24 protein-coding genes are annotated in these 16,986 nt (G+C 56.0%); 20 read left to right on the top strand and 4 right to left on the bottom strand.

Annotation, left to right across the window (positions count from 1 at the left end; all coding sequences use genetic code 11):
• Nucleotides 1–131: 131 nt before the first annotated feature.
• The 3 genes from ABOC21_RS03255 to ABOC21_RS03245 all read left to right on the top strand — a co-directional run bounded on the left by ABOC21_RS03255 (nucleotide 132) and on the right by ABOC21_RS03245 (nucleotide 2,610).
• Nucleotides 132–1,031, top strand: coding sequence for an HIRAN domain-containing protein (locus tag ABOC21_RS03255; protein ID WP_426812421.1), 900 nt, complete (start codon nucleotides 132–134; stop codon nucleotides 1,029–1,031).
• Between the two features lie 266 nt (nucleotides 1,032–1,297).
• Nucleotides 1,298–2,272, top strand: a complete 975-nt coding sequence (locus ABOC21_RS03250) for a hypothetical protein (RefSeq protein ID WP_151389655.1) — start codon at nucleotides 1,298–1,300, stop codon at nucleotides 2,270–2,272.
• Complete coding sequence (locus tag ABOC21_RS03245) at nucleotides 2,272–2,610, top strand: STAS-like domain-containing protein (protein ID WP_265813463.1); 339 nt, start codon at nucleotides 2,272–2,274, stop codon at nucleotides 2,608–2,610. Before ABOC21_RS03250 ends, ABOC21_RS03245 begins: the two co-directional genes overlap by 1 nt.
• A 48-nt stretch (nucleotides 2,611–2,658) precedes the next feature.
• Here ABOC21_RS03245 and ABOC21_RS03240 read toward each other — a convergent pair whose 3' ends face one another.
• Nucleotides 2,659–3,690, bottom strand: a complete 1,032-nt coding sequence (locus ABOC21_RS03240) for a phage portal protein (protein ID WP_426812420.1) — start codon at nucleotides 3,688–3,690, stop codon at nucleotides 2,659–2,661.
• The gene (locus ABOC21_RS03235; RefSeq protein WP_426812419.1) at nucleotides 3,690–5,453 is read right to left on the bottom strand and encodes a terminase ATPase subunit family protein; all 1,764 of its coding nucleotides are present in this window, start codon (nucleotides 5,451–5,453) and stop codon (nucleotides 3,690–3,692) included. Before ABOC21_RS03235 ends, ABOC21_RS03240 begins: the two co-directional genes overlap by 1 nt.
• A gap of 140 nt (nucleotides 5,454–5,593) precedes the next feature.
• On the opposite strand from ABOC21_RS03235, the gene ABOC21_RS03230 reads away from it, so the two are divergent.
• From ABOC21_RS03230 to ABOC21_RS03150, 17 genes are all read left to right on the top strand, one after another.
• The gene (locus ABOC21_RS03230; RefSeq protein WP_395347198.1) at nucleotides 5,594–6,427 is read left to right on the top strand and encodes a GPO family capsid scaffolding protein; all 834 of its coding nucleotides are present in this window, start codon (nucleotides 5,594–5,596) and stop codon (nucleotides 6,425–6,427) included.
• Between the two features lie 16 nt (nucleotides 6,428–6,443).
• Nucleotides 6,444–7,496, top strand: coding sequence for a phage major capsid protein, P2 family (locus ABOC21_RS03225; RefSeq protein WP_426812418.1), 1,053 nt, complete (start codon nucleotides 6,444–6,446; stop codon nucleotides 7,494–7,496).
• Nucleotides 7,497–7,499: 3 nt separating this feature from the next.
• Nucleotides 7,500–8,153, top strand: a complete 654-nt coding sequence (gene gpM, locus ABOC21_RS03220) for a phage terminase small subunit (protein WP_101824776.1) — start codon at nucleotides 7,500–7,502, stop codon at nucleotides 8,151–8,153.
• Between the two features lie 95 nt (nucleotides 8,154–8,248).
• Nucleotides 8,249–8,713, top strand: coding sequence for a head completion/stabilization protein (locus tag ABOC21_RS03215; protein WP_101824778.1), 465 nt, complete (start codon nucleotides 8,249–8,251; stop codon nucleotides 8,711–8,713).
• The gene (locus ABOC21_RS03210; protein WP_004151001.1) at nucleotides 8,713–8,916 is read left to right on the top strand and encodes a tail protein X; all 204 of its coding nucleotides are present in this window, start codon (nucleotides 8,713–8,715) and stop codon (nucleotides 8,914–8,916) included. The genes ABOC21_RS03215 and ABOC21_RS03210 overlap by 1 nt, the downstream gene beginning before the upstream one ends.
• 3 nt (nucleotides 8,917–8,919) lie before the next feature.
• A complete protein-coding gene (locus ABOC21_RS03205) occupies nucleotides 8,920–9,135 on the top strand; it encodes an HP1 family phage holin (RefSeq protein WP_049090061.1) in 216 nt (71 codons plus the stop codon).
• Nucleotides 9,116–9,625, top strand: a complete 510-nt coding sequence (locus ABOC21_RS03200) for a lysozyme (RefSeq protein WP_049092348.1) — start codon at nucleotides 9,116–9,118, stop codon at nucleotides 9,623–9,625. The genes ABOC21_RS03205 and ABOC21_RS03200 overlap by 20 nt, the downstream gene beginning before the upstream one ends.
• Nucleotides 9,626–9,629: 4 nt before the next feature.
• Nucleotides 9,630–10,013, top strand: coding sequence for a DNZ54_00345 family protein (locus ABOC21_RS03195; RefSeq protein WP_101824780.1), 384 nt, complete (start codon nucleotides 9,630–9,632; stop codon nucleotides 10,011–10,013).
• Nucleotides 10,010–10,438, top strand: coding sequence for an Rz-like lysis system protein LysB (gene lysB, locus ABOC21_RS03190; RefSeq protein WP_103814693.1), 429 nt, complete (start codon nucleotides 10,010–10,012; stop codon nucleotides 10,436–10,438). Before ABOC21_RS03195 ends, lysB begins: the two co-directional genes overlap by 4 nt.
• On the top strand, nucleotides 10,326–10,571 hold the full coding sequence (gene lysC, locus ABOC21_RS03185; protein WP_227633066.1) for an Rz1-like lysis system protein LysC: 246 nt from the start codon (nucleotides 10,326–10,328) through the stop codon (nucleotides 10,569–10,571). Before lysB ends, lysC begins: the two co-directional genes overlap by 113 nt.
• The gene (locus ABOC21_RS03180; protein ID WP_426812417.1) at nucleotides 10,534–10,965 is read left to right on the top strand and encodes a phage tail protein; all 432 of its coding nucleotides are present in this window, start codon (nucleotides 10,534–10,536) and stop codon (nucleotides 10,963–10,965) included. The genes lysC and ABOC21_RS03180 overlap by 38 nt, the downstream gene beginning before the upstream one ends.
• On the top strand, nucleotides 10,958–11,404 hold the full coding sequence (locus ABOC21_RS03175) for a phage virion morphogenesis protein (RefSeq protein WP_101824788.1): 447 nt from the start codon (nucleotides 10,958–10,960) through the stop codon (nucleotides 11,402–11,404). The genes ABOC21_RS03180 and ABOC21_RS03175 overlap by 8 nt, the downstream gene beginning before the upstream one ends.
• Before the next feature lie 68 nt (nucleotides 11,405–11,472).
• A complete protein-coding gene (locus tag ABOC21_RS03170; protein ID WP_426812416.1) occupies nucleotides 11,473–12,045 on the top strand; it encodes a phage baseplate assembly protein V in 573 nt (190 codons plus the stop codon).
• On the top strand, nucleotides 12,042–12,404 hold the full coding sequence (locus ABOC21_RS03165) for a GPW/gp25 family protein (RefSeq protein ID WP_426812415.1): 363 nt from the start codon (nucleotides 12,042–12,044) through the stop codon (nucleotides 12,402–12,404). Before ABOC21_RS03170 ends, ABOC21_RS03165 begins: the two co-directional genes overlap by 4 nt.
• Nucleotides 12,391–13,299 carry a baseplate assembly protein gene (locus tag ABOC21_RS03160; protein WP_426812414.1) on the top strand — a complete coding sequence of 303 codons (909 nt, stop codon included), beginning with the start codon at nucleotides 12,391–12,393 and terminating at the stop codon, nucleotides 13,297–13,299. Before ABOC21_RS03165 ends, ABOC21_RS03160 begins: the two co-directional genes overlap by 14 nt.
• A complete protein-coding gene (locus tag ABOC21_RS03155) occupies nucleotides 13,292–13,882 on the top strand; it encodes a phage tail protein I (RefSeq protein ID WP_426812547.1) in 591 nt (196 codons plus the stop codon). Before ABOC21_RS03160 ends, ABOC21_RS03155 begins: the two co-directional genes overlap by 8 nt.
• 10 nt (nucleotides 13,883–13,892) lie before the next feature.
• Nucleotides 13,893–15,137 carry a hypothetical protein gene (locus tag ABOC21_RS03150; RefSeq protein WP_426812413.1) on the top strand — a complete coding sequence of 415 codons (1,245 nt, stop codon included), beginning with the start codon at nucleotides 13,893–13,895 and terminating at the stop codon, nucleotides 15,135–15,137.
• 30 nt (nucleotides 15,138–15,167) lie between these two features.
• Here the strand turns inward: ABOC21_RS03150 and argE are convergent, their stop codons facing one another.
• Nucleotides 15,168–16,319 (bottom strand): acetylornithine deacetylase, encoded by a 1,152-nt coding sequence (gene argE / locus ABOC21_RS03145; RefSeq protein WP_426812546.1) that lies wholly within the window; start codon nucleotides 16,317–16,319, stop codon nucleotides 15,168–15,170.
• Entirely contained in the window at nucleotides 16,312–16,986 is a 675-nt protein-coding gene (locus ABOC21_RS03140) for a DUF1028 domain-containing protein (protein ID WP_426812412.1), read from the bottom strand. Before ABOC21_RS03140 ends, argE begins: the two co-directional genes overlap by 8 nt.

Below are 16,986 nucleotides of genomic sequence, written 5' to 3'. Positions count from 1 at the left end.
AGAAATCAATCAGCAGGATACGCCACCCTCTTCGGATCCCCATACACCACAAATGAACATAACTCTACATCCAGAAAGGAAGCCATCATCTCAGATGTACAAGAACGGACACTAAGGTCAGGCTTGGACATTTGCAGTCAATTCAAGACTTAACCCATGAGCCAGCAACGTTGCTACTTATTAATGAGCGACTAGGCTTTAATATAGAAGATCTTTGCGGCAGAATACGCGCGCTTACAGGTATAGATGCAGGAGAAGGGGCGCTTTCTTCAGCTAGGGCCGAGTGGGTGATTAGACTGTTACGACGCCGACATTCGAGGTTAAAACTAATAACTAACATGCGAACTATCAATCACATTGTCGAGCCATTGCGGTTGTGGCTTACTTGGCAGCCTGCAGGTGGTGGTTCTCGTTATGTCGTAGGGCATATTGATCGAAATGAAGGTGATCAATACACCTTCACGTACAACTTCGGGACTGCTGATTTCGATACAGCTATCGAAAAAGGGTTTCAAGGGCACCCGGCATTTCAGTTCAAGCCACAAGTTCACACTAATAACGTGCTTGAACCATTTTTACGCCGTTTGCCTCCAAGAAAACGTAAGGATTTTACTGAGTATCTGGCTCAACACTTGTTACCTGCTGATTTTCCTGGTTCTGACTTTGCCTTACTGGGCTATACGGGGGCAAAGTCTCCAGCAGATGGATTTAGTCTCATTAACGATTCGTCGGTTTTTGAGCGTAGCTGTGAATTACTCTTAGAGGTGGCAGGTACTCGTTACCAGGAGGGGCTGGACCTCTCGTTGGTTCAAGTTGGTGATCCTGTGGAATTTGTTGCTGAACCAGATAACCCGCATGATAACGATGCTGTTGCGGTTATGCATGCAGCAGGAAGATTGGGATACGTAAACAAAGTCCATTGCAAAATAGTAAAAGCCAGTGCTAAGGCTAAAAAGCTCAATGCTTTTGTAGCCAAAAAAAATGGCACTAAAACTAGGCCGTTGGTCTACCTGCTGGTTGAATGTCAGTAGTGTGCATGTCCATGCTGCATGAATCCGCATGGTAGTTCGACGATCGTTTTAGCTTAGGCCCGCCAGGAATGGCGGGCTTTTTCGTCTCTCATGCAGGTGCATGAAAACCGCTACACAAAGCGGGCAGGCGTGGCGGGGATACGAGCGCGCGCTACCACTCGCAATAGGGATGGTGCGACTTATGTACCCTCAAGAGCCGTGTTGGTTTTGCTCTAGCAAGGGGGAAGTTATATGATGAGCAAAAATGAACAAAAAAGGCTCAGTCAATGGGGTTAGGATTAAAAGACGGTATTTTACATACAGCAGCGTTTCATAACAAAGACACTAACCAGCTACTTTTACCTAACAACCACTGCCATCCGGGATTTATAACTGTGCTGGCAGCTTATGTTAATCATTATCGAATTACGGAAGAAAACTGCTCTTTGCCTGGTCGTGACTACATGAGTGCAATCAATATGCACGGAGCTCTCTGGGGGGTAGACCGATATCAACAGGAAAGGCTTAATGTAGGTAGGCATTATAGCTTAGTCACTGCACTTACTAATGTTGAAGCGGTTGATATCGCTACGAGCAGCATCAATAACTGTGTAAGACAGTTAACTTTTCCTGATCGAGCTCCGGGAGAGTACCCAAAGGGGCTAACTGACCTGACGCATGTCATTGGCGAGTTGCATGACAACGTATGGTCGCATGGCAAATCGTCAGGTTTTTCATTTGCCCAACGTTCTGCTGTTCCGTATACGCAAAGAAGGGAACATTATCTAGAGTTCTCCCTGGCAGACTGTGGTTTAGGCTTCTTGCGAGAGTTACGGCGTGCTGGTATTCCCGGTATTGAAACGCATCAGGACGCGATTGCATGGTGTATACAGGAGGGAAACTCCTCAAAACATGCCGATTTGCAAGATGATTGGGCTCAACAAGTACCCGGGGACTTTATGGGAGGGAACTTGTTCGGCGCAGGTGTTAAGGTAAAAGAAAAAGACAATAATCATCAAGGTCTTGGATTAGATCACTTGATGAAATTGGTTAAAACTTATAACGGAGAATTGCAACTGGCTACAGGAAATGTATGCTTAGAGGCAATTGGTGACGAAGTAACCTACACTCAGTTACGTAATGATTGGCCTGGAGTGGCTATTTCTTGTCGTTTTAAGATTCATGAACTGGCAGTTGATAAAGATAACGAAGAAAATGACCCTCAGCTTATGGAAATCATGCGGGCGTTAGGAGGAGAGTAATGAACAAAATCGCATACAAGTTACCCGAGGGTGACCTGGCTTCGCGCAATCAGGCTATCCCCCAGCGGCATCAGATTGAAGTGCTTATCAAAGACGGGAATGCAGTTGATCTGGATTTAAGCGGCGTTTACTCGATCTCTGAGTCTTACTCAGATGAAATATTCGGGGTCCTAGTTGTTAAATTTGGTGTTACTAGGGTGCTTAGCCAGATTAAAATTCGTAACGCATCACCGTCAATCTTGAAAAGCATAGCGAAAGTGATCCAGCGTCGTAGCAACGAAGTTGCAACAAAGAAGTCTCAGTCTGCTGGATTTGATGGTGTATGTGCAGTTTGCTAAATATCATTCAGATATAAAAAGGCGCTCCAATCGGGCGCCTTTTTTCTATTAGCTAATATCCAGCGTGTAAGATTCGAACTGGATCACCTCTTCACCCAACCACTTATTCAGCTCCTGCAATCGCTTCTGCAGTGGCATCAGTTCGTTGCGGACAAAGACGCGGCTGGCCTTTTCCACGTCACCGAATCCGCCTGTGTTGTTGGGGATGATGCCCATCATCTGCGGCGGTACGCGGTGCGCGGCCATCATGTCATCCCGACTGACGTTTTTGATATTCAGAAACTCATCCTTTGCCGCTACTTCTGACAGTGGGATGATCTGGATGCCGTCCTTTTTTCCGTTGGGCGAGTACATAAACAGGTTGCGGAAGTTCCCCGGTCCTTTGGCGCTTTTCATCGCATGGCGGATGTTGTTCACGTCCTCCTGGTTCTGCGCCGCGTCGGTCATGTACATGATAAATCCTGCGTGGCTGCCGTTGAGATAATACTTCCGGCGGAACAGCGTTGCGGACTCATTCAGCAGGGTTGACGGGATGGCAGAAAGATAACCAGGAAGCCCGTAGACTTCCTGGTTAATGTCAGGTTCCAGAAGGTGAAAAATGCTGCCTTCGGTGAACTCATACGGCTGAGTGGTCATGCCGTATTGCACGAACCAGTATGTATCGAGGTCAACTCCGCGCCGCGTGTATTTCGCCAGGGTAGGCTCCAGTGACAGCACGCCACCGAGCCGGTTAGTGCGCTTTTCCAGGTAGGCATTACCAAACACCAGGTAATCCTGAACAAAACGGGTAAAAGCCTGCTGGCTAAGCAGGCGGTGCGGGATGTAGGTACTACTGAGAATGTCACGCTTAACAGCGATCGGCGAGCTGTGATGCACGGCGGCGCGGTAGGTGCGGGACAATCCGTCAAAGCTTACCGGCGGTTCGTACCAGCGATCCATCTGTACGCATTCCACATAATCCAGAAGTTCGCGGCGGTCCAGTACAGGAATGGGATCGCCAAAGCTGAACGCCTGGGTAGATGCTGAATCATTGTTTTGTACGTCAGGCGGCATGACGTCCTGTACGGTGTTCTCAGTCATTAAAAAATCTCCACGATGTTACTGGTGTTTGCTGCCTCGCCCTGCAGCGGTTCGTTAAACAATGCGTGCATGGTCGCCCAGGCCAAATCTGCATGGCTGGCTTCTTCGCTGCGGCTGGCTTCGTAGGTGGGGCGGTTGCCGCTGGCGGTGGTGGCCCGGCGGATAGCCATGAATGACTGCGCAATGTCGGTATGACCGGCGTCAAACTCAATGCGGCGGTGACTGATGATGTCGTATGCCTTGAGCACAAGGGCGTTTTTGACGTTGGGGTTATAGACAAACTCCCGGACGGCAGGGAAAAAGCCTTTGACGTTTTCATAGACGCCGTGACCGACGCCGGTAGAGTCAATGCCGATATAGGTCACGTTGTATTGCAGTGTGAGCTGGCGGATGGCTTCTGCCTGGGCGCGGAAGTCCATTCCCCGCCACTGGTGGCGCTCCAGTATGCGGAACTTACCGCCGGGAACGGCAGGCGGGGCGATAACGACGCACCCGGCGCTGTCACCGTTCTGCGTGCCTTTCGCCGGGTCATATCCGATCCATACCTCGCCCCAGCCAAACGGACGCAGAGCCAGTGCATGAAAATCTTCCCAGACCTCCCAGCTGTCCACCATGCAGGCCTGCAGGTCGGAAAGCGGGAACACGGACGCGAGATCATCAATAAACTCGCACATCAGCAGGTTCTGGTATTCGTCCGGGCTGTATTCCAGTCGCAGCTGGTCGAGGTCGAACAGGTTACAGCCCCCGCGCACGGCATCTTCTACCGTCACGATCTGCCTGAACTGACCATCAGCACAAAGCAGGCCAGCCGCCAGCGCCGAGTGGGTCAGGTCGATATCCACACGGTCCGATTTTGAGCGACCACGGTTATACAGCGCACCAGACCAGAAGGGGTAGGCGCTGTGCGTCAGGCTGGACGGGGTGGAGAAATAGGTTTGCCGCCACTTTTTGTGCAGCGCCATACCGGAGGCGACTTTGCGCAACTCCTGGAATTTCGGTATCCAGAAATATTCATCAAGGTACAGATTGCCATGGTAGCTCTGCGCGGTGCGGGCATTGGTCCCCAGAAAATAGAGCGTGGCACCGTTCGGTAGGACCATCGGATCGCCTTTAAGCTCAACGTCTACTTCTTTGGCAAACTCAATGATGTACTGCTTAAACACGTGCGCCTGAGCTTTACTTGCTGACAGGAAAATTTGGTTACGTCCGGTAATCAGCGCATCGATCAGAGCCTCACGGGCAAAGTAAAACGTCGCCCCGATCTGGCGAGATTTAAGCAGATTACGGATTCGGTTTGTTTTTCCTGCCTCCCACCAGTGGCGCTGATAATCGAACATCGAGCTGTGGAAAACCTCTTCCAGCTTTTCGATCTGTTCGTCGCTGAACAGGTTTTTTTCAGGGGGTTTGCGGGGGCCGCGGTTGCGGTTTTCCACGTTCGGGTTTAAATCGGCCTCGTTGCCGCCGTTGTTAAATTTCCCGATGCGGGCGTGGCGCTCGGACTGGCGCGCCAGCAGGTCAATCTCCTTAAAGTCCTTCCCTTCTTTTTGCTCCTTCATGATCAGCTGGCAGTACCGTGCGGCCGTAGTGAGCTGCATCTGGTCAAGCGGACCGTAGCTGCCCCATTTGTCGCGCTTTTTCCAGCTGTGAACGGTTGCGGCTTTCTCGCCCAGCATTTCTGCAATGCGGGCTATGCGGTATCCCTGAAAATACAGCAGTAGTGCCTGCCGACGGGGATCGAGGTCTGCGGGGGTCATCGTTTCCATGGGACAAACATACGGGCTTGCCCTGAGCCTTTCCCCGGCTGGCTTTTGTGTGGTTTACCGCACAAGGTCTGCGCGTTGTTTCACTCCCTCCATCACAGCAACCATAAGGCCTCACTGAGTTATTTGATGGAGTCGCTCAAATGGCAGTTAAAGCAAAACGCTTCCGCATTGGTGTGGAAGGGGCAACAACCGACGGGCGCACCATTGAGCGCGCCTGGCTGGAGCAGATGGCGGCCAGTTATAACCCGCAGGTCTATACGGCGCTGATTAATCTGGAACATATCAAGGGCTACACCCCGGACAGTCCATTCCGCCGTTTCGGGACCGTGGATAAGCTGGAGGCTGAAGAAATTGCGGATGGCCCGCTGAAAGGGAAAATGGCCCTGTATGCGTGGATCACCCCGTCAGATGATCTGGTGGCGTATACCCGCAAGCTGCAAAAGCTGTTCACCTCGATGGAGGTCAATACCAGTTTTGCTGATACCGGCAAAGCGTACCTGGTTGGTCTGGCAGCGACTGACGACCCGGCAAGCCTGGGTACAGAAATGTTGCAGTTTAGCGCCAGCGCCAAAAGCAACCCGCTGGCAGGGCGCAAACAAAGCCCGGAAAACCTCTTTACCGCCGCAGAAGAAACGCTGATCGAGTGGGAAGAGGTCCAGGGCGAAAAACCCTCCCTCTTTGCCCGCGTTACCGCGATGTTTACCAAAAAAGAGCAAACCGATGATGCGCGTTTTTCTGATGTGCATCGTGCTGTTGAGCTGGTCGCCACCGAGCAGCAGAGCCTGAGCGAACGCACCGATCAATCCCTGTCCGCGCAGGGTAAGCGCCTTGCTGCGCTGGAAACCTCCCTTCAGGAGCAGCAGACCGCCTTTGCGGAACTGGAGCAGCAACTGCAACAGGAAGACAGCCGCAAAGATTATCGCCAGCGCGCGCCGGGCGGTAACGCGCCGGCAGGCACCCTGACCAATTGCTGATGGAGCATAAGAACCAATGAAAAAGAAAACACGTTTTGCCTTTAACGCCTACCTGCAGCAGCTGGCGCGCCTGAATGGCGTAGAAGTTGAGGAGCTGTCCAGCAAGTTCACCGTGGAACCATCGGTGCAGCAGACACTGGAAGACCAGATCCAGCAGTCCGCCGCATTCCTGACCATGATTAACATCATTGGGGTGACTGAGCAATCAGGCCAACTGCTGGGGCTGGGCGTCGGCAGCACCATTGCCGGGACGACTGACACGACCACGAAGGAGCGCGAACCAACCGATCCGACGGTCATGGTTGATGTTGAGTACAAGTGCGAGCAGACCAACTTTGATACGGTGCTGACCTACGCAAAACTTGATCTGTGGGCGAAATTCCAGGATTTCCAGGTGCGCATCCGTAACGCCATCGTCAAGCGCCAGGCGCTGGACCGCATCATGATCGGGTTTAACGGTGTGAAGCGTGCCAAAACCTCAAAGCGTACCGATAACCCGCTGCTGCAGGATGTTAACAAAGGCTGGCTGCAGAAGGTCCGCGAAGATGCGGCAGATTGCGTGATGGGCAGCACCACGGCTGAAGATGGCACCACTACTGCAGACCCGGTGAAGGTAGGCAAGGGCGGTAAATATGCCAACCTGGATGCACTGGTGATGGATGCCGTCAATGAGCTGATTGATCCGATTTTCCAGGATGATGCGGAATTGGTTGTGATCTGTGGCCGTGAGCTGCTGTCTGACAAGTATTTCCCGCTGGTCAATAAGGAGCAGGCAAACACGGAGGCGCTGGCCGCTGATCTGATTATTAGCCAGAAACGCATGGGTGGCCTGCAGGCCGTCCGCGCCCCGTCATTCCCGGCTAACGCCGTGCTGATCACCCGTCTGGATAACCTGTCCATCTACTGGCAGGAAGATACCCGCCGCCGTTCGGTCATTGATAACCCGAAACGCGATCGCATCGAAAACTTCGAATCCGTCAATGAGGCGTATGTGGTGGAGGATTACCGCTGCGTGGCACTGGTGGAAAACATCACCATCGGCGACTTCAGCGCCGGAGCAGGGGAGTAACGCATGAGCCTGAGTCCCGCACGGCAGCACCGCCTGCGCGTTCAGGCTGAACAGGCCGCCCGTCAGGGCGGCAGTGTTCGCCATGCGTCGGGGTATGACCTGATGCTGCTGCAGCTGGCGGAGGACCGCCGCCGCCTCAAGGGGGTGCAGTCCACCGTGAAAAAGGCACAAATCAAGGTGGAGCTGTTACCCAAATATACCGCCTGGGCGGATGGTGTTCTGGCAGCCGGTGGAGCGCAGCAGGATGACGTGCTGATGTTTCTCATGCTCTGGCGTATCGATGCCGGTGATTTTGCCGGCGGCCTGCAGATTGCCGCGCACGCGCTTAAGCATGGCTGGGTGATGCCGCAGGCGCTGGGCCGCCGCAACGTGCAGACCGTTGTCGTGGAAGAGCTGGCAGACCAGGCGGAAGCCGCGCAGCGAATGAAAGCTGAATTCCCTGCTGACGTGCTGCTGCAGGCACTTTCGCTGACGGATGCGCTGGATATGCCGGACCAGTCCCGCGCCCGACTGCATAAAGCCATCGCCGCCGTGATCAGCGAGTCCCGCCCCGCCGCAGCCCTGAACCACTACACGTTTGCGCTGCAGCTCGATCCCCGCTGCGGTGTGAAAAAAGACAAAGAGCGGCTGGAGCGCCATTTGCGTAACAGCCACTAACGGAACGTGCCCCGCGCACGGGCGGCACGGGATGGCGACAGGCAGCGCCTTATCAAAATCCCGTTCACCGCCCACCTTTTCAGGAGAAAACCCGCATGAGATTTGTTGCGCCAGAACAGGCGCCGGAACAGGCGGAGGTCATCAAAAACACCCCATTCTGGCCCGATGTGGATTTGTCGGAGTTTCGCAGCGTGATGCGAACGGATGGCACGGTGACGTCGCCGCGTCTCGGGCAGCTTATCCGGTCTGCTATGTCGGAGGTCAACGCGGAACTGTACGAATACCGCAAGCGCCAGCAGTTGCTGGGGTTCCAGACCCTGGCAGACGTACCGGCGGAAGTGCTGGACGGCAAAAGCGAGCGCATCCACCACTACCACAACGCCGTGTATTGCTGGGCACGTGCGCAGGTAAATGAGCGTTACCAGGACTATGACGCCACGGCATCCGGCGTCAAACGAGGCGATGAGCTGGCGGAGGCCAGCGGCGATCTGTGGCGTGATGCCCGCTGGGCAATCAGCCGGGTGCAGGATGCACCCCACTGTACGGTGGAGCTGATCTGATGAAAGTGCGTGCGTACCAGGGTGACACGGTGGATGCGCTTTGCTGGCGTCATTACGGGCGCACGCAGGGCGTCACGGAGCAGGTACTGCAGGCAAATCCGGGGCTGGCTGAGCATGGCCCTTTTTTACCTCACGGGCTGCAGGTGGAGCTGCCGGATATTGCAACCACTACCACGGTGCAGACCGTCCAGTTATGGGACTGAATGATGACGCTTGAACGGATCAGCGCCTTTATTACGTATTGCATCGCTGTGCTGCTGGCGATGTTGGGCGACTTATCGCTGAAAGATGCCTCTACGGTGGGCGGTGTGCTGATTGGTCTGCTGATGCTGGCGATCAACTGGTACTACAAACACAAAACCTATCAGCTGCTACGCGGCGGGAAGATAACCCGGGGGGAATATGAATCCTTCAATCGTTAAGCGCTGCCTGGTGGGTGCAGTGCTGGCCATCGCTGCCACGCTGCCCAATTTCCAGCAGCTCCACACCTCAGTGGACGGGCTGAAGCTGATTGCCGATTACGAGGGGTGCCGCCTGCAGCCGTACCAGTGCGACGCTGGCGTGTGGACCGATGGCATCGGTAATACCTCGGGCGTGGTACCGGGGAAGACCATCACAGAGCGGCAGGCGGCGGGGAACTTCATCACCAACGTATTACGGGTAGAAACCGCGCTGGCGCGGTGTGTCCTGGTGAACGTGCCGCAGTACGTTTATGACGCCCTGGTGTCGCTGGCGTTCAACGTCGGCACGGGCAACGCCTGCAGCTCAACCATGGTGAAGTTTATCAATCAGAAGCGCTGGCGCGATGCCTGCTATCAGCTGCCGCGCTGGGTATATGTCAAAGGCATATTTAATCAGGGGCTGGATAACCGCCGTGGGCGTGAGCTGGCCTGGTGCTTAAAAGGAGCATAACGAAATGAAAAAGAAATTTATCAGTGGGTTGCTTTCGGTGCTGTACGCAGCGCTGATGATTTTAAGTCTCTTTGTCCCAAACGGCATGGCCTCGGCGCTGGTCACTGGATTGACCTGGGTAGCCTGTTTGTTGGTCTGGGTGGCGGTGCTGCTTTGCCTGGCTGGGTGGTATGCGGGTGGCATTCATCGGGAAGAGGCAACGCAGGCGCTGACCCGCTTTTTCAGTACGCCAGGAAACCAGGTGATCAGATGGGCCAGGCGTTCACTGCTTGTGATTTTTCTCGCCTTTACGGGCCACGTTGTCACCCTGGTATTTTATCTGCTGACGCTGGTCGCGCTTAAGGTTCTGCGTGCACAGGTTGTTGATGCGCAGCCGGTGACGGCATGACGCGCGCGCTGGCGGTAATTCTTGCGCTCGTACTGGCGGCGCTGGGCTGGCAGTCATGGCGACTGAATGAGGCCAGTCGCACCATCGATAAGCAAGGCAACGACCTGAAAGTGAAGGGCGACAAACTGGCAAAAACGAACAGCCAGCTGATCGCCCTGTCCATCCTGTCAGAAACCAACAACCGGGAACAGGCGCGGCTTTACGCGGCGGCAGAAAGCACAAACGCACTGCTGCGAAGCCGCCAGCGCCGGATTGAGGAGCTAAAACGTGAAAACGAGGATTTGCGCCGCTGGGCTGGTACTCCTTTGCCTCCTGACATTATCAGGATGCGCGAAAGACCGGCCCTCGCCGGAGGTGCAGCTTACCGTGAATGGTTGTCCCAGGGTGACGCAGTGCCGCCTGGAAAAGTCAGCGGCCAGCACTAACGGCGATTTGCTGGCTGCGCTGGATGACGCTGAGGCGGCCTGGTCAGTCTGTGCTGACAAGGTGGACACGATAATTTCCTGCCAGGAGCGAAACAGTGAACAAACCTCAGTCCCTACGCCTCGCCCTGAATAAAGCCGTGGCGTATGTCCGGGACAACCCGGACAAACTGCATTTATTCGTGGATAACGGATCGGTGGTGGCGACCGGCGCAGCGTCGTTGTCCTGGGAGTATCGCTATACCCTTAACGTGGTGGTCGTGGATTTCAGCGGCGATCAGGGATTACTGATGGCTCCCATGCTGGCCTGGCTGATGGAGAATCAGCCCGATGCTATCCATAACCCGGAACTGCGTGAAAAGCTGTTTACGTTTGAGGTCGATATCTTGCGCAATGATATCTGCGATATCAGCCTGAACCTGCAGCTGACAGAGCGCGTGATCGTCAGTGCTGAGGGTGACGTGTCCAGTGTCGAAGCGGTGCCGGAACCGGACGAACCGGAAGAAATGTGGGCGGTGCGCCGTGGCTGAGCTGCAGGAAGTTGAAGCCTGGTTAGATGCGCTGCTGGCGGGGCTGGAGCCTGCTGCACGTAAGCGCATGATGCGGGAGCTGGCGCAGCAGCTGCGCCGCAGCCAGCAGAAAAATATCAGAATGCAGCGAAACCCGGACGGCACGGCATACGAACCACGACGGGTAACGGCACGCACTAAAACTGGCCGCATACGTCGGCAGATGTTTGCCAGACTCCGCACCACAAAATACCTGAAAGCCGTAGCCAGCCCGGACTCTGCCAGTGTCGAATTTGAGCGCAGGGTGCAGCGTATTGCCCGCGTTCATCATTACGGTCTGCGTGACCGTGTCAGCCGAAGAGGGCCGGAGGTTCAGTATTCACAGCGCCGGTTACTCGGCATCAATGACGAAGTGGAGGACATTACGCGCGATACATTTTTGCGCTGGCTGTCTGACTGATTTTGTGTCAGGGACGACACAATCCGCCGCGCTGCCTCACGCACTCCGCGCGTGGCAATCTTGCCCTCATGAATACCCAATTAACCGAAATCATGCGCCTTATCACCAATCTGATCCGCACCGGTATTGTGACCGAAGTGGACCGGGACGGCTGGCTGTGCCGGGTGAAAACAGGCGACCTCGAAACCAACTGGATTAACTGGCTGACCTACCGTGCCGGGAAGTCACGCACGTGGTGGTGTCCGTCGCCGGGGGAGCAGGTGGTGCTGTTCAGTCTGGGCGGCAATCTGGAGACAGCGTTTGCGCTTCCGGCCATCTACTCCGACGCGTGCCCGCCGCCGTCAGACTCTGAAAGCGCGGACGTGACCGCATACGAGGATGGCGGCTGGTTCGAATACGACCCGGCCACCGGGCGCTGGATTATCCGGGGTGTTAAAGCCGTACTTATCGAATCCTCGCAACTGGTTTCCTGCAAAACAGGGGAGCTTGTGATCGAGGCTGACACGACGCGGATTAACAGCAACGTGATCCTGAATGGCGATGTGACCCATGGCGGCGGGGAAATGACCTCAAACGGCATTGTGGCCGATAAGCATAAACACCCTGGCGACAGTGGCGGGACGACAGGAGGCCCAATTTGACGCTCTATATCGGGATGAATCGCGAGACCGGCAATGCCATTACGGAAACCGACCACCTGCGCCAGTCCGTACGGGATATTTTGCTGACGCCGCAGGGCAGCCGCCTTGCTCGCCGGGAATACGGTTCCCTGCTGTCCGCGCTGATTGACCAGCCGCAAAACCCGGCGCTGCGCCTGCAGATCATGGCGGCGGTGTACGTCGCGTTGCAGCGCTGGGAGCCGCGGCTACAGCTCGACACCATCACGATTAACAGCAGCAGCATGGATGGCGCAATGGTGATTGAGCTGGCAGGCCAGCGCAATGACGGCGTGCCGGTTTCCCTTTCCGTATCGACAGGAGCAGCCAATGGCAGTTATTGACCTTTCCCAGCTGCCACCACCGCAAATCGTGGATGAGCCGGATTTTGAAACCCTGCTGACAGAGCGTAAGGCGGAGTTTGTTGCGCTCTATCCTGCAGAAGAGCAGGAAGCTGTGGCCCGTACCTTAACACTTGAATCTGAACCGGTGGTGAAAATGCTGCAGGAAAATGTGTACCGGGAGCTGCTGCTGCGCCAGCGGATTAACGAGGCGGCACGGGCTGTCATGGTGGCCTATTCCGGCAGTGATGACCTGGATAATTTAGGCGCTAACAATAACGTGCAGCGCCGGGTGATCACCCCCGCAGACGATACCACCACGCCACCGACTGAGGCGGAAATGGAATCGGACGCGGATTATCGGCAGCGCATTCCGGCTGCCTTTGAGGGGATGAGCGTTGCCGGGCCCGTCGGCGCGTATGAATATCACGCACTTAGCTCGGATGGCCGGGTGGCCGATGCCTCGGCGTTCAGTCCTTCCCCGGCGGAAGTGGTGGTGACAGTTCTGGCCCGCGACGGTGATGGCACCGCGCCGGATGATTTGCTGCAGGTGGTCGGGGATGCCCTGAATGATGAGACTGTGCGCCCGGTGGCGGACCGGGTGAGCGTGCGATCTGCTGAGATTATCAGCTATGAGATCGACGCGGTTTTGTATGTTTACCCCGGTCCGGCGAAAGAGCCGATTCTGGCGGCGGCGAAAGCGCAGGGCGCGGCATATATCAACGAGCAGCGCCGCCTGGGGCGTGACGTCAGGCTATCCGCGATTTATGCCGCGTTGCATGTGCAGGGCGTGCAGCGCGTTGAGCTGATGAAGCCCCTGGCTGACATGGTGTTAGATAAAACCCAGGCGTCCTATTGCACCGACTTTAAAGCAGAGATTGGTGGCTCTGATGAATAGCCTGTTACCGCCGGGATCGTCCGCGCTGGAGCGCAGGCTGGCGCAGGTCTGTTCTGGCATCAGCGATTTAAACGTGCCGCTGCGCGACCTGTGGAACCCGTGGAAATGCCCGTCCAAGTTTCTGCCTTATCTGGCCTGGGCATTTTCTGTAGATGGGTGGGATGAGTCCTGGAGTGAACAGGAAAAGCGACGTGTTATCGGTGAATCATTCTGGCTGCACCAGCGCAAAGGCACTGTGGCTGCTCTCCGCCGGGTGGTGGAAAGTATGGGTTACAACCTGTCAGTTGAGGAGTGGTGGCAGATAGCTGATCCCGCAGGAACATTCCGTTTAGAGGTAGATGTTAATGCTATTGGGATAACAGCGGCATTGTTATCAGAGCTTGAACGGCTGATTGAAATCACAAAGCCGATCAGTCGTCATCTGGCAACTATGAGCATCTCCACCCCAACCAGCGGCGCGGTATTTATGGGGGCAGCTATATGCAGCGGCGAAATTATTACGGTGTACCCGGAAGATTATCAACCGGAAGATAATGTGACTTATAACGGCCAGATCTTCCACGATGGCAATTTCAGTTATTAGGTGAATATTAATGGCAAATATCAGCGAATTACCCTCATGGGATTCAGTTAATCTTATTTCCCGCTCGGAGCGCGTGGAAGGCGGTCAGGACGGTGCGGCCAACCGGCCGCTAAAGCAACTCGCGAACCGCACGGCGTACCTGAAAGAGCAGCAGGATAATTTCAGCGAAGATATTTCCGGCAAGGTAGATGCGAGAAGCACATTCAGTGCGGGCGCAATGCTGCATTCCCCGCGGGATGAAATCTGTTACGGCCAGCTGCGCCTGGTCTGGACGGGAGATTTCCCCAAAAGCGTTCCGGCGGGGTCGTCCCCGGAGACAACAGGGGGGACCGGACCGGGAAACTGGGCTTATGCCTCTGATGCTGTCATGCGTCAGCAGATGGTCTCGGAAAATATTGAATTGGGTGATGCACTTTCAGTCGTTAAACAACCGTTCAGCGGCTCAAAAGCCCGTCGACAGCATGACTTTAACTCGGAAAGGTTCAGCTTTTTTGATGTGCCTGGTGCTCACCTGGGATTGTTCAACCCGTATACCGATTACGAAAATAAAGCTCGCGCCGAGGCGGTCAGCCGACGCGCGGTTTACTACGGCGTTGGCCAGCTCGTAGCACCGAGAATGGGGTTTAAAACATGGAAACATCTTGATGGTGCCTATGACCGTTCCTGCATCGTTTCCATCCGTAACACAATGACGCCCGATGATATGTCGGAGCCTTCAACGCAATCATTCGGAATCAGCTCGGCGGCGGCGCTGGCAAAGTACGCCAACCGCGACGGGGTCGGGATTTACTGCCACATTGTGGCACCACCGGAACTACTGAAGAGCGTGAATACGACCTTCACCGCCACCACGGTAACCTGTTCTGACCTGACGCCGGAGGTGATTGCAAAGCTGAGATACCATCAGATTATTGACGTCAACGGCAGCGACGGGGTGTGGTACTCATCCCTGATTGTTGCCGTCGATGCTGATACGCAGACCATCACCATCGACACCGGCTGGTATATCGTTTCCGGGACCGGCACCGGCATACCTGCGGCTGGCGCGACGATGCGTGTAGCCGGTCTTACAAAGGTATGGGGTGGTAACTGGCTTGTTTCAGTTAATGAAGACTCCCGCGCGACGTCGATGGCAGGATTTGAACTCGGCATGTACAACCGCAAGGCAGCGATTGCCGGGGTGGGCTACGGGTATGACATGTACAGCGGCGGAGATTACAACATCGAGATCGGCCAGGCACAGATCGGGAAGTAAAAAACGCGCCTTAATTCAGGCGCGTAAACGTTAAGACAGCATCATCCAGCGGCGCAGATTACCCAGCATCGTCAGGCACTTCTCCAGCTGAGCCACGGCAATAAACTCATCCGCTTTATGCCCTTGATCCATACTTCCGGGCCCGCAGATAAGCGTGGCGACCCCCGCTTCGTCAAACAGACCGCCCTCGGTGCCGAAGGCCACGGTGGAAAACGCTTCGCTTCCCACCCACTGCGCCAGCCAGCCGGCAAATTCCGACTGCGGATCGCTGAGCAGGCCCGGATAGCGGCTGAGCGGACGAAAGGTAATATCCGCCTGCGCCGCAGTCGCCCGCATCGAGGTCAGCAGCTCGCCCGCGGCATAGCCGTGCAGCTCGGCGAGCGTCGGCTCGATCGAGACGTCCGGCAGATGGCGGATTTCAAAATCAAACTGGCAGCTTTCCGGCACAATATTGAGCGCCGCCCCGCCGTTAATCACCCCAACCTGCAGGGTGCTGTAAGGCGGGTCAAAGCGGCTATCCTGGCTTTGCGCCAGCTTTTCGCCGAGCGTACCTAAACGGGTAATCAGCTTTGCCGCATATTCGATAGCGTTGACGCCGCTGGGGGCGTAGGCCGAATGGCAGGCCTTGCCCTGCACCGTACAGCGCATGGCCAGCTTGCCTTTATGGCCGTAGACCGGACGCATCTCGGTGGGCTCGCCGATAATGCACAGCGCCGGCTTATCCTTTGAGGCTTTAAGATGCTCCACCAGGCTGCGTACGCCCAGGCATCCGACCTCCTCATCGTAGGAGAAGGCCAGATGCAGCGGCATGCGTAAAGGTTGGGAGAGAAAGTCGGGAACGGCGGCCAGCACGCAGGCGATAAAGCCTTTCATATCGGTGCTGCCGCGGCCGTAGCACCGGTCGTCGCGCAGGGTGAGTTCAAACGGGGGCACCGTCCAGCGCTGCCCGTCAACCGGGACCACGTCGGTGTGGCCCGACAGCATCACGCCTCCCGGCCCCTCGGGGCCAAAGCGGGCGTAGAGGTTGGCTTTTTTGCCTTCCTCATCAAAGAAAAGCCGCGTGGCTATGCCATAACCGCGGAGATACTCATCGATATAGTTAATCAGCTGCAGATTCGATTCGCGGCTGGTGGTGTCGAATGCCAGCAGCGTTGCCAGGATCCGTTTCAGGTCGCTATTCATCACCGGGTACTCCGTAACTGGGGGCCTCCCGCGGGTCGAGCGCGCGCGTAATATAGGCCTGCATCTGCGGCTCGTACGCCAGCCACAATGCGCTAAGTTCGCCAATCGGATCCTGCTCATGCCAGTCAACGCGCAGGTCGACCAGCGGCCAGGAGTAATCATCCACCACTTTCACCGCCGCAGAGTGCACCGGCCCGGCCTCGCCGCCGCAGTCCAGCCCCGCCTGCAGCGCGGCCAGCAGGCGCGTCGCCATCTCCCCTTCGGCCTGCTGGAATTCGGTAACTATCGCCTCAACCACCGCGGGGCTGGCCAGCATATTGCCGCCGGCAATACAGTTCACCCCTTCGGCGACGTGATAGATGCCGAGGGTTTTATCGCCGCTAAACGAGGCCGTTTCCCCGCTGGCGTTGATGGCGATAATTTGACGATAGCGGCTGAAATCATCCTCCGCCAGCGCCTTGCGTAGCGCCTTTTCCGGCGCCAGCCCCTGCTCCAGCTGCGCGAGCGTCAGCTGGCCGAGGGCAGGCAGGGTGATATTTTGGCTGGATACCGCGCCGACTCCCGCCTGCAGCCACGGACAGCGGGCGCCGACGGCTATGCTGGAGGAACTTATGGCGATGCCAAACTGCCCGGTTTCCGGGCAAAATGCCGCGATAGAAAACGTCAT

It is taken from the genome of Klebsiella sp. WOUb02, from assembly GCF_050058015.1.
GTDB lineage: Bacteria > Pseudomonadota > Gammaproteobacteria > Enterobacterales > Enterobacteriaceae > Klebsiella.
Note: the sequence above shows the minus strand (reverse complement) of the source record. Positions and strands in the feature narration are given on the sequence as shown.

Excerpts from the sequence above, each read along its gene's own strand:
- ABOC21_RS03250 (WP_151389655.1), top strand. The coding sequence starts at position 1,298 with ATGGGGTTAGGATTAAAAGACGGTATTTTACATACAGCAGCGTTTCAT.
- ABOC21_RS03245 (WP_265813463.1), top strand. The coding sequence starts at position 2,272 with ATGAACAAAATCGCATACAAGTTACCCGAGGGTGACCTGGCTTCGCGC.
- ABOC21_RS03240 (WP_426812420.1), bottom strand. The coding sequence starts at position 3,690 with ATGACTGAGAACACCGTACAGGACGTCATGCCGCCTGACGTACAAAAC.
- ABOC21_RS03235 (WP_426812419.1), bottom strand. The coding sequence starts at position 5,453 with ATGGAAACGATGACCCCCGCAGACCTCGATCCCCGTCGGCAGGCACTA.
- ABOC21_RS03230 (WP_395347198.1), top strand. The coding sequence starts at position 5,594 with ATGGCAGTTAAAGCAAAACGCTTCCGCATTGGTGTGGAAGGGGCAACA.
- ABOC21_RS03225 (WP_426812418.1), top strand. The coding sequence starts at position 6,444 with ATGAAAAAGAAAACACGTTTTGCCTTTAACGCCTACCTGCAGCAGCTG.
- gpM (WP_101824776.1), top strand. The coding sequence starts at position 7,500 with ATGAGCCTGAGTCCCGCACGGCAGCACCGCCTGCGCGTTCAGGCTGAA.
- ABOC21_RS03215 (WP_101824778.1), top strand. The coding sequence starts at position 8,249 with ATGAGATTTGTTGCGCCAGAACAGGCGCCGGAACAGGCGGAGGTCATC.
- ABOC21_RS03210 (WP_004151001.1), top strand. The coding sequence starts at position 8,713 with ATGAAAGTGCGTGCGTACCAGGGTGACACGGTGGATGCGCTTTGCTGG.
- ABOC21_RS03205 (WP_049090061.1), top strand. The coding sequence starts at position 8,920 with ATGACGCTTGAACGGATCAGCGCCTTTATTACGTATTGCATCGCTGTG.
- ABOC21_RS03200 (WP_049092348.1), top strand. The coding sequence starts at position 9,116 with ATGAATCCTTCAATCGTTAAGCGCTGCCTGGTGGGTGCAGTGCTGGCC.
- ABOC21_RS03195 (WP_101824780.1), top strand. The coding sequence starts at position 9,630 with ATGAAAAAGAAATTTATCAGTGGGTTGCTTTCGGTGCTGTACGCAGCG.
- lysB (WP_103814693.1), top strand. The coding sequence starts at position 10,010 with ATGACGCGCGCGCTGGCGGTAATTCTTGCGCTCGTACTGGCGGCGCTG.
- ABOC21_RS03170 (WP_426812416.1), top strand. The coding sequence starts at position 11,473 with ATGAATACCCAATTAACCGAAATCATGCGCCTTATCACCAATCTGATC.
- ABOC21_RS03160 (WP_426812414.1), top strand. The coding sequence starts at position 12,391 with ATGGCAGTTATTGACCTTTCCCAGCTGCCACCACCGCAAATCGTGGAT.
- ABOC21_RS03155 (WP_426812547.1), top strand. The coding sequence starts at position 13,292 with ATGAATAGCCTGTTACCGCCGGGATCGTCCGCGCTGGAGCGCAGGCTG.
- ABOC21_RS03150 (WP_426812413.1), top strand. The coding sequence starts at position 13,893 with ATGGCAAATATCAGCGAATTACCCTCATGGGATTCAGTTAATCTTATT.
- argE (WP_426812546.1), bottom strand. The coding sequence starts at position 16,319 with ATGAATAGCGACCTGAAACGGATCCTGGCAACGCTGCTGGCATTCGAC.
- ABOC21_RS03140 (WP_426812412.1), bottom strand. The coding sequence starts at position 16,986 with ATGACGTTTTCTATCGCGGCATTTTGCCCGGAAACCGGGCAGTTTGGC.